The organism is Micromonospora sp. PRAS1, assembly GCF_059553435.1.
Genome location: NZ_JCANNB010000005.1, coordinates 1 through 12,675, shown reverse-complemented (window position 1 = coordinate 12,675; position 12,675 = coordinate 1). Strand labels below are relative to the sequence as shown.

At 74.1% G+C, this 12,675-nt stretch carries 8 protein-coding genes; 1 reads left to right on the top strand and 7 read right to left on the bottom strand.

Going from position 1 to position 12,675, the window contains the following annotated elements; translation table 11 throughout:
- The first annotated feature begins 92 nt into the window (after nucleotides 1-92).
- Entirely contained in the window at nucleotides 93-365 is a 273-nt protein-coding gene (locus AC507J_RS06640; RefSeq protein WP_496288181.1) for a hypothetical protein, read from the top strand.
- A 213-nt stretch (nucleotides 366-578) separates the two neighbouring features.
- On the opposite strand, the gene nudC is transcribed toward AC507J_RS06640, so the two are convergent.
- From nudC to AC507J_RS06605, 7 genes are all read right to left on the bottom strand, one after another.
- The gene (gene nudC, locus AC507J_RS06635) at nucleotides 579-1,559 is read right to left on the bottom strand and encodes an NAD(+) diphosphatase (protein WP_496288180.1); all 981 of its coding nucleotides are present in this window, start codon (nucleotides 1,557-1,559) and stop codon (nucleotides 579-581) included.
- On the bottom strand, nucleotides 1,556-2,881 hold the full coding sequence (locus tag AC507J_RS06630) for a M16 family metallopeptidase (protein ID WP_496288179.1): 1,326 nt from the start codon (nucleotides 2,879-2,881) through the stop codon (nucleotides 1,556-1,558). Before AC507J_RS06630 ends, nudC begins: the two co-directional genes overlap by 4 nt.
- A gap of 175 nt (nucleotides 2,882-3,056) precedes the next feature.
- Nucleotides 3,057-4,367, bottom strand: a complete 1,311-nt coding sequence (locus AC507J_RS06625; protein ID WP_496288178.1) for a M16 family metallopeptidase — start codon at nucleotides 4,365-4,367, stop codon at nucleotides 3,057-3,059.
- Nucleotides 4,368-4,493: 126 nt separating this feature from the next.
- Entirely contained in the window at nucleotides 4,494-4,694 is a 201-nt protein-coding gene (locus AC507J_RS06620; protein WP_496288177.1) for a hypothetical protein, read from the bottom strand.
- A 316-nt stretch (nucleotides 4,695-5,010) separates the two neighbouring features.
- Complete coding sequence (locus AC507J_RS06615) at nucleotides 5,011-5,214, bottom strand: cold-shock protein (RefSeq protein ID WP_013735772.1); 204 nt, start codon at nucleotides 5,212-5,214, stop codon at nucleotides 5,011-5,013.
- Nucleotides 5,215-5,471: 257 nt separating this feature from the next.
- A complete protein-coding gene (locus tag AC507J_RS06610) occupies nucleotides 5,472-8,831 on the bottom strand; it encodes an ATP-dependent helicase (protein WP_496288176.1) in 3,360 nt (1,119 codons plus the stop codon).
- Nucleotides 8,832-8,856: 25 nt separating this feature from the next.
- Entirely contained in the window at nucleotides 8,857-12,399 is a 3,543-nt protein-coding gene (locus AC507J_RS06605; RefSeq protein ID WP_496288175.1) for an ATP-dependent helicase, read from the bottom strand.
- Nucleotides 12,400-12,675: the final 276 nt, after the last annotated feature.

The window sequence follows — 12,675 nt, the reverse complement described above, 5'->3', positions numbered from 1 at the left end:
ACTTGCTGGGACGCGACTCGGGCGTACGATGACGGAGTACCGACGTGGAACTTCCACGGATTTCACCCGTCGCGGCACATCCGGAGACCCACATGCGGTTCCTGATCGTTCGCACCGACATTCGCGCCGCCGCCGATACCGACATCACCGCCGCCTGGGCGGACGGTCACCGGTTGCGGGACGAGACCACCCGGCCCGAGCCGCGCCGCCAGGTCGTGCACGCCGAGGACCGGGACGCGGCACTCCTGCTCGCCCGGGCGCTCGCCACGGTCGGCGCCGTACGCGCCGGCAAGCAGCGGGTCAAGGTGCTGCCGCTGGATGATCCGGGACCCCGCCGGGCCCGGCCGGACGCGCCCGGCAGCTGACCAAACCCACGTCCGTCGTGGTCGACCGGCTCCCCCGCCGTGTTACTCACCCAGCCGACCACGACGGCCCGTGTCCCCGGCCCGTGGTCGCCGCGGCAACGACGACCACGGGCCGGGGCCGCACTCACGCCACGCCGGCACCGCCGCGCCGCCAGTCGTTTTGTTAAAAGGGGTCCCCTGCTATGCACGAGGCGTTAAGAAGGGGCCCTTCCTTCAGCAATGGCCGTCGAACCAGCGGTGGATGAGGAAGAGCGCGATCGACGAGGGCGGGGGCAGACGCAGTTGGGCGGCGTCGCCCACGTCGACCGGCCGACCGGCCAGCGCCGCGCCGATCTCCTGCCGGGAGAACCAGCGGGCCTCGGCGATCTCGGCGGGATCGACCCGCAGCGGGTGCGCCGGATCGGCCGTGGCCAGGAAGCCGAGCATCAGCGAGCCGGGGAAGGGCCAGGCCTGGCTGCCCGCGTACGTGATGTCATCGACCGGCACGCCCACCTCCTCGTGGACCTCCCGCAGCACCGTCGCCTCGGCCGACTCCCCCGGCTCCACGTAACCGGCCAGGCAGGAGAAGCGGCGCTGCCCGGCCGCGCTGGGCCAGGTGGCGTTGTTGCCCAGCAGGCACCGCCCGTCGACGCCGTCGACCCCGTCGTGCACGAGCACGATCATCGCCGGATCGGTACGCGGCCACACCCGCTCGCCCTGGGTGTCCACCCGGGACCAGCCAGCCTCGTCCGCCCGGGTCGGCTCGCCGGTGACCGGATGGTAGAGATGCCGCAGGTGCCAGTTGGTCAACGCCAGCGCCGTGGTGAAGAGCCCCGCGTCCCGGTCGCCGAGCAGGTGCCCCACCTGCCGCAGGTGCGCCGCCCGGGTGCCCGGCACCACCGCCAGCGTGGTGTGTACGCAGAAGGCCGGCACCCCGTCCGGCTCCACGCCGAGGAACATCGCCTCGCTGGCGAGCGCCGGCGGCAGGTCGTCCGCCTCCGCGAGGACCAGCGTCGGCACCGGCGTGTCGGTACGCACCAGGGCCTGCCCGCCGGCCTCGACGTCGAGCACCAGCACCCGGGCACCGGCCCACGCCTGCGCCAGCCACTGCGGATCGGTACGCCGGTGCGCGGCCCGGTCCAGGGTGGAGCGGGCCAGCGGCGGGGCCGCCTCCCCCCGTACGTGGGCGGGCTGGCCGACGCCGTCCGGGCTCATGTCGACACCGGCGCGGTCTCGATCGGGGTCAGGGTGGCCAGCGAGGGTGCGATCCGCTCGGCGTCACCGAGCACCACGGTGACCGCCTGTGCCGGCGCGAGGTAGCGGGCCGCCGCCGCGGCGACGTCCTCGGCGCTGGCCTTGGCCAGCCGGGCCGCGTGCTCGGGCAGGAAGTCCAGCCGCAGCCCGTTGCCGGCGTACGCGCTGACCAGCGAGGCCAGTCCCGCCTGGGTGGAGACGCCGAGCTGGAGCGTGCCGAGGGCGTACTGCCGGGCCTGTTCCAGTTCCTCCGCCGTGGGCGGCAGGTTGGCCAGCCGGCCCAGCTCGTAGCTGGTCTCCAGCAACGCGGGCGCGGTCACCTCGGTGGCCACCTCGGCGGCGGCCACCAGGAGCGAGCCGGCCACCGAGTGCTCGACCAGCGAGTGCGGCCCGTACGTGTAGCCCTTGTCCTCGCGGATGTTCTCCACCCAACGGGAGGAGAAGTACCCGCCGAAGATCAGATTGGCCAGTTGCAGCGCGGCGTGATCGGGATGGGTGCGCGGCACCGCCGGCAACGCCACCCGGAGCGAGGACTGCACCGACCCGGGCCGGTCGACCAGCAGCAGCGGGCCGGGCTTCAGCGCTGGCGCCGGTGGCAGGTCGTCCTGGTGCCCGTCGCCCTGCCAGCCGTCGAGCGCCTTCTCGGCCGCATCCAGCGCCCGCTCCGGCCGGACGTCACCGACCAGCACGAGCACGCCGCCCGCCGGATGGACCCGCTGGGCGTGCAGCGTACGCAGCGCGCCCGGCCGGACCGCCCGGACCTGCTCGGGATCCGGCGTCTGCACCGCGTACGGGTGCCGGCCGTAGATCCGCTTGAGCAGAGCGGTACGGGCCAGGTGGGCGGGCTGGCTCCGGGCCACCTGGATCCCGTCGACCAGGCGGTCCCGCTCGACGCCCACCCACTCGGCCGGGTAGTTCGCCCCGGTGAGCACTTCGGCCAGGATCTCCAGCATCCGGTCCAGCCCGGTGGCCAGGGCGGCGCCGGAGAGCATCAGCCGGTCCGGGTCCAGCCCGGCGGAAAGTCCGCCGCCGATCTTCTGTAGCTCGGCGGCGATCTGCACGCTGCTCATCGTCTCCGTGCCGGAGAGCAGGGTCTGCGCGAGCAGGTGCCCACGGGCCAGGTGCACCCGGCCGAAGGGAAGCCAGAGCCGCACCTCGACCAGCGGTACCGCCGGGCGGCGTACCGCGATCACGGTGAGCCCGTTGGCGAGCGTGCGCTCGGCCTGGCTCGGCAGCTTGAGCCGGCGGGTCGGGCCGAGCGGCGGCAGCGGTCGCGTACTCATCGGGCCACCTTCGTTCGCGACTGCGGGGCTCGCAAACCCGGCTCACTCCTCGCGCTCACCGGGCTCACCTTCGTTCGCGACTGCGGGGCTCGCAAACCCGGCTCACTCCTCGCGCTCACCGGGCTCACCTTCGTTCGCGACTGCGGGGCTCGCAAACCCGGCTCACTCCTCGCGCTCACCGGGCGCCTCCGGGGATGACCTCGACGGACGCGCGGCGCTCCGGCCGCAGGGTGGCTGCGGCGGCGCGGACCTGCTCCTCGGTGACCTCGCCGACCAGCCGGGGCAGTTCGCCCAGCAGGCCCGGTTCGCCGCGTTGCTGTTCCAGTACCGCCATCCGCAGTGCCCGGCCCAGTACCGCGTCGGTGTCGCGGAGCAGGTGGGTCGCCATCCGGGCCTGGGTGCGGGCCAGCTCGCCGTCGGTCAGCCCGTCCGTGGCGAGCCGGTCCAGCTCCTCGTCGACGGTACGCAGCACCTTGTCGACGTCACCGCCGGGCGGCAGGTGGGACTGGAGCAGCAGGGCGGTGGGATCGCGTACGTCGAACGGGTCTCCCATGAACCCCAGGTAGCCACCCACGCTTGTCACCACACGGTCGGTGTGCACCAGCCGCTCTACCAGCCGGGAGGCGTCGCCGTCGGTGAGCACCTCGGCGAGCACCACGTACGGCAGGTAGGCCGCGAAGTCGCCGATCGGGTCGGGCACCCGCCACGCCGACGCCACCGCCGGCAGCGGCGCCAACTGGTCGGTGTACGCGGTGCGCCGCTCGACGGTCAGCTCCGGCTCGGCGAAGTCCGGCCGCTCCGGTGCCGGCCGGGCCGGCACGTCACCGAAGTGCCGCTCGATCAGTTTGCTGGCCTCGGCGGTGTCGATGTCACCGCTGACCGAGAGCACGGCGTTGCCGCTGGCGTAGTAGCGCCGGAAAAAGTCGGCCGCGTCGGCGACGGTGGCCGACTCCAGGTCGTCGAAGGAGCCGTAGCCGTCGTGCGCGTTGGGGAAGGTGTCGAACATGACCGGTGGCAGGGTCAGCCACGGAAACCCGCCGTACGGCCGGTTGAGCACGTTGACCCGGATCTCCTCCTTGACCACGTCGACCTGGTTGCGCAGGTTCTCCTCGGTCAACCGGGGACCGCGCATCCGATCGGCCTCCAGGAACAACGCCCGTTCCAGGGCGTTGCTCGGCAGGGTCTCGAAGTAGTCGGTGTAGTCCAGGTGGGTCGAGCCGTTGAAGGTGCCACCCGCGCCCTGCACATGCCGGAAGTGGGCGAGCTTCTCCAGATTCTCCGAACCCTGGAACATCAGGTGCTCGAAGAGGTGGGCGAAGCCGGTGCGCCCCTCGGGCTCGGAGCGGATGCCGACGTCGTAGACCACCGCCACCCCGATGACCGGGGCGCTGCGGTCGGGGGCGAGGACCACCCGCAGGCCGTTGTCGAGGGTGAACCGCTCGACCGGATACCTCGTCGCTGGGATCTTCGCTCTGCGCGTCGGCACGGCTCCGACCCTAACCTCTCAAGGCTCCGCAGAAAGGAAGGGCCCCTTATTAACGCCTGCGGTATAGGAAGGGCCCCTTCCTAACGCAGGCCGCTCGGTGACACCGACGTGCGCCCGCCGCCGCGCTCAGCCGGAGGCGGTGTCGGTGTGGAGATCGGGACGATCGGTCGGTGCGGACGGGCCGTGCAACTCCACCAGCCCGGACGGGGCGGCTCCACCCGGCGTGACGGGCCAGGGCGTGAAGGCAGCGACCACGGCGAGCAGCACGCCGACGACCGCCACCGCGACCACCAGGAGCAGTTCGCGTGTCGCCGCAGAGCCCAGCATGCTCGTCCCTTCCACACCGAGCCGGCATCACCCGGCTCAATCTGACGGGACCCGGGTCCCCCGGCCCGGGTCCCTCGCATCCAGCGTCACCCGGTAGGCCGGTTGGGACAGTCGCCCACCCGACCCACCAACGGCTGATTGCCGACTCAGGGCTTGGTGACCCCCTGGCCGGCCGGCTGCGACGTGGTCACGAACCGGGCTGGCCGCAGGCGCTGAGGGAGGGCGACGCGAGACCTTGCTCGCCGGGGACGGGCCACCGCAGGCGGGACATGCCCGGCTTGCGGTGGCCCGCCCGACGCAGGCGACCTACGCGAGATCAGAGCGGGCGGATGTTCTCCGCCTGCGGGCCCTTCTGGCCCTGGACGACCTCGAACTCCACCCGCTGGTTCTCGTCCAGGCTCCGGTAGCCGGAGGACTGGATGGCCGAGAAGTGGGCGAAGACGTCAGCGCCACCGCCGTCCGGGGTGATGAAGCCGAAGCCCTTGTCCGCGTTGAACCACTTGACGGTGCCAATAGCCATGCTTGTTTCGTCTCCTTGACGGAACGTCGGACCCGCATCTGTCACGGGACCGTAGAGAGGAATGTTCCGTGCGGACCCGCACGGAACGCCTGTCGCTTCTGGTCGCCCCGCCCGGAGAACTCCGGACACAACAAAGTGCGCCTGGGGCCACGTATCCGCCAGGCGCACACAGAGCTGGTAACCAAAACTGCAACGCGCGAACCTTACCACGGATTCGGCCCGAAGCAACGGTTCAACCCGGCTTCGGCAGACCGGAATCAGGTCGGCTCCGGTACCGAGGCGATCAATTCGGTGAGCCCGTCGGCATCGAGCAGGTCCGCCGGGCGGATGGTCACCCCGTCGCGTACGTAGTGGAAGGCGGCGCCGACCCGATCGACCGGTACGCCGACCAATTCCGCCCAGGCCAGCCGGTAGACCGCCAACTGCACGGCGGCCACCTCGGCCGCTGCCCCGGACGGGCGGGCACCGGTCTTCCAGTCGACCACGTCGAACCGGTCTCCGGGCCGGCGGAACACCGCGTCCATCCGGCCGCGCACCACCACGCCGCCGAGCACCGTGGCGAACGGGACCTCCACCTCGATCGGCGTACGGTCGGCCCACTCGCTGGCCAGGAAGCGCTGCTGAAGCTCGGCCAGCGCCTCGTCCGGTGCGGCGTCGGCGTCAGCCGCACCGGGCAGTTCGTCGGTGTCGAGCAGCCGGTCCGCGCCGAACCGCTGCTCCAACCAGGCGTGGAAGGCGGTACCCCGACGGGCGTACGGGTTGGGTTCGGTCGGCAACGGGCGGCGCAGCGTACGGGCCAGTGCCGCCGGATCCCGCCGCAGCGCGACCAGCTGCGTCACCGACAGGTGCTCGGGCAGCGCCACGTCGATCGGACCGGAGAGCCGGCTCAGCTCCGCCCGCTCGGCCAACAACAGGTCGGCCTCCCGCCGCCACCTGGCGATCTCCGGATCCGTCGCCGCCGGCTCGTCCGTCGACCGGGCCGGCTCGTCCCCCTCGGTCAGGCACCGCCGCACCATCGCCGCCGCCTCGGTGAGCACCGGACGGCGTACGCCGAGCGGGTCCGCCGGCCACTCGGCGCGCAACACCACCTCCGTGGTGGGGTTCGCGGCGTCCGGCGTCGGCTCCGGCGCCCACTCGTCGACCAGGTGACCGGCCCCGCCGGCCAGGCAGGCGTCGTGCACCTCGCGGAGCAGCTCCGACGGTCCGCGTGGCCGCTTGGTGCCCTCCCCCCACCAGTGGCCGGAGCAGAGCAGCAGACGGCGCGGGCGGGTCACCGCCACGTACGCCAGCCGCCGTTCCTCCCGCTCGTCGTGGGCCCGCCAGGCGTCGGTGAAGTCCGCCACCGCCCGGGCCACCCCGCGCTGGTCGTCCGCCTCGGCCAGGGCCAGCTCGGGCAGGCCGTCGGCGTCACCGCGCAGCGGGAAGGGCAGTACGCCCAGGCCGCCGAGCCAGTGGTCGGAGTTGCGCACCGGTCCCGGCCACACCCCCCGGCTCAGCCCGGCCACCGCCACCACGTCCCACTCCAGCCCCTTGGCGGCGTGCGCGGTGAGGATCTGCACCGCCCCCTCGACCACCTCCACCTCGCCCGGGGCCAGGCCACGCTCCTCGTCCTCGGCGGCGGCGAGATAGGCCAGGAAACCGGCGAGCGTGGCACCGGGACTCTCCCCGCTGAACCGGGCCGCCACGTCACCCAACGCGTCCAGGTGCCCCCGGGCCAGGCCGGCGTCGCCGGCACCGCCCCCACCGGCGCGTACCGCCACCTCCACGTCCAGCCCGGTGGTCCGCTCGATGTCCGCGATCAGCTCCGGCAGCGACTGGTCCAGCCGGTAGCGGAGCAGGCCCAGCTCCCGGGCGTACGCACGCAACCGCGCGTACCCCTCGGCCGAGTACGCCTGCGCCGGGCCCAGGTCGGCCAGCGCCTCCACCAGGGTCGCCTCGTCGAGGCGGTCCGGGACGATCTCCGGGCCGCCGTCGTCGGCGAGCTGTCGGCGGGCGGTGGCGATGGCCCGGGCCCGGCGGTGCAGGGCGACCAGGTCCCGGGGCCCGATCCGCCACCGGGCACCGGTCAGCAGGCGCAGCAGTGCCGCGCCGTCGGTCGGGTCGGCCAGTACCCGCAGCGTGCACACCACGTCGCGGACCTCGGGAGTGTCAAGCAGGCCACCCAGCCCGACCACCTCGACCGGCAGGCCACGCGCCCGCAGCGCGGTGGCGATCACCGGGATCTGGCTGCGTACCCGGACCAGCACCGCCGTGGTCGGGCGCAGCGGGACCGGAATCCGTTCGGGCAGCGCGCCGGGCATCCGGGCCGCGCCCTGCCAGGCGGCGAGGATGCTGTCGGCGATCCAGTCGGCCTCGTCGGCGTACGTGCGCAGCAGCGCGCAGTGCACGGTGCCGGCGGCGGCGCCGCGCGGACTGCGGTGCGCGATCGGCTCGTCGACGCTGAGCGCGGCGTGCAGCTCCGGCACCCGGGCGCCGGCGGCGCGCAACGGTGTGGCCAGGGCGTTCGCCACCGCGAGGATCTCCGGGCGGTTACGCCAACTGGTGGTCAGCCCGAGCACCTGGGCCGGGCTGCCGTCGGCCCGGGCGAAGTCGGCCGGGAAGCGCTCCAGGGTGCCGGCGCTGGCGCCCCGCCAGCCGTAGATGGACTGGCAGGGGTCGCCCACGGCGGTCACCGGGTGGCCGGCGCCGAAGAGCGCGCCGAGCAGCACCACCTGGGCGTGGCTGGTGTCCTGGTACTCGTCGAGCAGCACCACCCGGTAGCGGCTCCGCTCGATCTCGCCGACCCCCGGATGGTCGCGGGCCACCCGGGCTGCCCGGGCGAGCTGGTCGGCGAAGTCCATCGCCTCGAAGTCGTTCTTGCGGCGGGCGTACGCGCGCACCAGCGGCAGCAGCTTCAACCGGATCTGCTGGAGGGTGAGGGCCTTGCGCACGTCGGCGTAGACCCGCCCGGGTCGGGACTGCACGTCGGCGAAGAACCGGCCGGTCCAGGCGGCGAGGGCGTCCGGGTCCACCAGGTGCTCGTCCAGCTCACCGGCGAGCGCCAGCACCGCGTCGGTGACACTGCTCGGCATCCGGTCCACCCCGGACATGTCCCCGTCGTAGTTGCGCACGATCAGGTCGACCAGCTGCCAGCGGGACGCCTCGGTGAGCAGCCGGGTGGTGGGTTCGTAGCCGGCCCGCAGACCGTGCTCGGTGACTATCCGCCCCGCGTACGAGTGGTAGGTGGCCACCGTCGGCTCCCCGGCCAGCGGGTCGTCGAGCGGGTCGCGCCCACGCCGGCCGAGTCGACGGATCAGCTGGTCGAGCCGGGTACGCACCCGATGCGCCAGCTCACCGGCGGCCTTGCGGGTGAAGGTGAGGCCGAGCACCTGCTCCGGCCGGACGTACGAGTTGGCGACCAGCCAGACCACCCGGGCGGCCATCGTCTCGGTCTTGCCCGAGCCGGCGCCCGCGACCACCAGCAACGGCTCCACCGGGGCCGCGATGATCGCCGCCTGTTCCCGGGTCGGCGCCGGCAGGCGCAGCAGTCTGGCCAGCTCCACCGGGGTGTAGCGGGGACCGGCGTCGGCCGACCGGGGTGCCGGTGCGGCGGGGTTGAACAGGGCGGGCTGGGTCATGCTGTCCTCTGCGGAGCTGGCACGCTCACTCCTCGTGCTCCCGGTGCCGGACGGTCGGCGGCTCGACCACCTGCCGTCCCTGCCCGGACACGGGGCAGCTGGTGCGCACCGGACACACCCGGCACTTCGAGTTGGCGACCGCGGCGAAGGTGGCGGCGGCCATCGTATCGGCGGTACGCCGGACCAGCGCCGTGGCCCAGCCGGCCTCCGGCCCGTCGGTCGTCGGCGGCTGGGCCTGCTCCCTGGCGTCGCGCGCACCGGTGCCGAGCTGCACCAGGGCCGCCCCGCCGGGCTCGTCGCCGAACTCGGCGAAGGCACCCGCCTCCACCGCCGCCTGGTACGCGCCGAGCTGCGGATGCTCGGCCACCTCACGCGCGGTGACGGCGGTGGACTTGCCGGTCTTGAGGTCCACCACCACCAACCGGCCGTCCGCGTCCACCTCCAACCGGTCCACCCGGCCGGTCAGCTCGATTGGCCGGTGCGGGTCGTCGAGGCGTACCGCGAACTCGTGCTCGATGGCGAGCAGCCGGCGCGGGTTGGCGGCCAACCAGCGCAGCAGCTTGTCGACCATCTCCTCGGCGCGGGTCCGCTCCGGACCGACCATCCACCGCGCGGCCAACTCGATCGCGTCGAACCGGGCGGCGACGTAGTCCAACAACTCCTCCCGGTCGGCACTGGCGTCCTCGGCCAGCATCGCCGCCGCGTGCACCAGGTTGCCGACGCCCTGTGCGGTGCTGGCCGGGGCGCTGCCGCCGTGCCGCTCCAGCAGCCAGCGCAGGCTGCACCGCAACGCGCTCTCCATCGCCGACGGGGTGACCCGGACCGGCTCCCCCTCGTCCACAAGTGGCCGGTCGTCCGAGAGCGGTCGCAGCCCCCACCAGTCGTCGGGATGCGCGCCGGAGACCCCGGCGGCGGCCAGCCGGGCCAGCTCGCCCGCCGCCGCCCGCCGCCGGGCGGGCGGGACCGCCGGATCGGTGACGGCGGTACGCAACTCCGCCACCAGCGCCGGCAGGGTCAACGCCCGAGGTGGACGGCTGATCGGCAGCGCGCGCGGCTGCCCTTCGTCCGGGCCGTCCAGCGGCGGTGCGTCCGGTGCCGGTCCGTCCAGCGCCGATGCGGTCGGTGCCGATCCAGCCGGCGGCGGACCGGCCGATGCCGGTGCGGCCGATGCCGGTCCGGCCGGCGGCGGTGCGGTCGATGCCGGTCCGGCCGATGCCGATGTGGCCGATGCCGGTCCGGCCGATGCCTCCGACGGCACTCCGGCGGTTTGGTCGGCGGGGCCCAGTTCGTAGAGGAATCGGCTCGGCTGCTCCTCATGGTCGTCGCCGCCCACCGCCGCCGAGGCCACCGCGCTGACCAGCAGCCGGCATCGGGCCCGGGTCACCGCGACGTGGAACAGCCGCCGCTCCTCGTCGAGCAGGGCGGAGGTCTGCCCGACCAGGGTCACCACCCCGCCACTGCCGTCCGACCGGCCGGCCAGCACGTCCACCAGACGTTCGGAGCCGAGCAGGCTGCCGCGCAGCCGCAGGTCGGGCCAGACTCCCTCCTGCACCCCGGCGACAGCGACCAGGTCCCATTCGAGGCCCTTGGCGGCGTGCGCGGTGAGCAGCCGGACGGCGTCGCCCCGGTCGGCGGTCGGGGCGAGGGTGTCGGCCGGCAGTTCCTGGCCGAACACGTGGTCGAGGAAGACCTCGGTACGCGCGCCGGGAAGCCGGTCGGTGAACCGGGCGGCGGCATCGAAGAGGACCAGCACGGCGTCCAGGTCACGGTCGGCCGCCTCGGCCCGACGACGTCGGGCGAGGTCACCCTCGCCGGCCACGGCCGGCCCCCGGGTAAGCGCCGCGGACCAGAGCTCGGCCAGCCCGCTGGCCCGCCACACCGCCCAGAGCACCTCCTCGGCGCCTGCGCCGGGTCGGCCGGCCGCCTCCCGCGCCACGGCCAGCAGACCGGCCACCGTCTGCGCCGGCTCGGCCCAGCGCCGTTCGACACCCGCCAGCTCCGCCGGATCGCGCAGCGCCTCGACGATCAGCTCGCCAGAGGGCCGACGGTCGCCGGTGGCCAAGGCGATGGCCCGTAGTCCCTGTCGTAGCCGCCGCTCGGCCAACGGGTCGGCACCGCCGAGCGGCGAGTGCAGCAGGGCGACGGCGGCCTCCTCGTCGAGTCGCTCCGGCTCCAGTGCGCAGCGCAGCAGGAGCAGCAGCGGCGCCACCGCCGGTTGCAGGTGCAACGGCAGGTCCTCGCCATGCACCACGGTCGGCACGCCGGCCGCGTGCAGCGCCCGACGCAGCGTGGGCAACTGGCGGCCGGCGGAGCGGACCAGCACCGCCATCCGCCCCCAGGGCACCCCGCCGAGCAGGTGCGCCTCGCGCAGGGCGTGTGCCAGCCAGGCCGCCTCGCTGGTGGCCGAGCGGAACGTGCGTACCTCCACCTCTCCGGGCGGCGCGTCCGGCACCGGGGACAACCGGCGATGCGCCGCCGGGCCGCGCAGCCGGCGCGCCAGGCGGGCGGCGGTGGCCAAGAGGCGTGGACCGCTGCGGTAACTGGTGGTCAGCAACACCTGCGCGGCCGGCGCACCAGAGGCGGTGCGGAACCGATGCGGGAAGGTGGTGACTCCGGCGGGATCCGCGCCCCGGAACGCGTACGTGGACGAGTCGGGGTCGGCGAAGGCGATCAGTGGTGGACCACCGCCGGCGACCGTCTCCAGCAGGTCGAGCTGGGCGGGATCGGTGTCGGCCAGCTCGTCAACGTAGACGTACGCCAGCCGGCGCCGCTCGGCGGCCAGCAGCTCCGGGTCGTCGCGCAGCATCCCGGTGGCCGCTCGGACCAGCTCAGCCGGGTCGTACGCCACCGAGCCCCGGTTGGCCACGTCGCGCAACGCCAGCACCGCGACGTACTCCCGGAGGAACCGCGCGGCGGCCGGCCAGTCGGCACGGCCGAGCTTCTCGCCGAGCCGGGCCAGCTCGACCGGGCCGATCCCACGTTCGGCCGCACGCATCAGCAGGTCACGCAGCTGAGCCGCGAACGCCCGGGTCCGCAACGCCGGGCGCAGGTCCGCGGGCCAGCCGATCGGGTCGTCACCCTCTTCCGCACCGACGACATCCAGCAGCTCGCGGATGATCAGATCCTGTTCCGGACCGGTGAGCAGGCGCGGTGACGGTTCGCCCCGCTCGGCGGCGGCCCGCCGCAGCAGCCCGAAGGCGTACGCGGGGAAGGTGCGCACCAACGGTTCGCGCAGCACCCGCTGCCCATCGGCGGCGATCCTGGCCTCGATCCGCTGCCGCAGCTCGGCGGCGCCCCGTCGACTGAAGGTGAGCACCAGGATCCGCTCCGGGTCGACCCCCTCGCCGACCCGGGCGGCGACCGCCTCGACCAGCGTCCGGGTCTTGCCGGTGCCCGGTCCACCGAGGACCAGCATCGGCCCGTCGGTGTGCGCGACCACCTCGGCCTGCCCGAGGTCGTCCCGACCGGCCACAGTCTCCGGGCGGGCCTGCTGCGCGGGTCGCCCGGCGGACGGGTCACTTCCCTCGGTCGGCCCGGCGGGCCGACGCACCAGCCGGTACGCCTGCATCCCGCCATCCCATCACGCACCTGCGACAGTCCCCCACCCGCCACACCACCCCACCCCGCGCTGCCGCCGCCCCGCCCCGCCCCGTGTCGCGCCGCCCCGCCCCGCCCCGCGTCGCGCCGCGCCGCGCCGCCCCGCGTCGCCCCGCCCCGCCCCGCGTCGTCGATCATGCACTTGCCGTCGGGATAAATGCCGCGAAAAGGGAATCACGGCGACCGAAAGTGCAAGATCGGCGAGGTCAGGGGGGCGGCCGGCCTGGACGTGGGCGCCATCGTGGCC

Excerpts from the sequence above, each read along its gene's own strand:
- AC507J_RS06610 (WP_496288176.1), bottom strand. The coding sequence starts at position 8,831 with ATGACCCAGCCCGCCCTGTTCAACCCCGCCGCACCGGCACCCCGGTCG.
- AC507J_RS06630 (WP_496288179.1), bottom strand. The coding sequence starts at position 2,881 with ATGAGTACGCGACCGCTGCCGCCGCTCGGCCCGACCCGCCGGCTCAAG.
- AC507J_RS06640 (WP_496288181.1), top strand. The coding sequence starts at position 93 with ATGCGGTTCCTGATCGTTCGCACCGACATTCGCGCCGCCGCCGATACC.
- AC507J_RS06620 (WP_496288177.1), bottom strand. The coding sequence starts at position 4,694 with ATGCTGGGCTCTGCGGCGACACGCGAACTGCTCCTGGTGGTCGCGGTG.
- nudC (WP_496288180.1), bottom strand. The coding sequence starts at position 1,559 with ATGAGCCCGGACGGCGTCGGCCAGCCCGCCCACGTACGGGGGGAGGCG.
- AC507J_RS06605 (WP_496288175.1), bottom strand. The coding sequence starts at position 12,399 with ATGCAGGCGTACCGGCTGGTGCGTCGGCCCGCCGGGCCGACCGAGGGA.
- AC507J_RS06615 (WP_013735772.1), bottom strand. The coding sequence starts at position 5,214 with ATGGCTATTGGCACCGTCAAGTGGTTCAACGCGGACAAGGGCTTCGGC.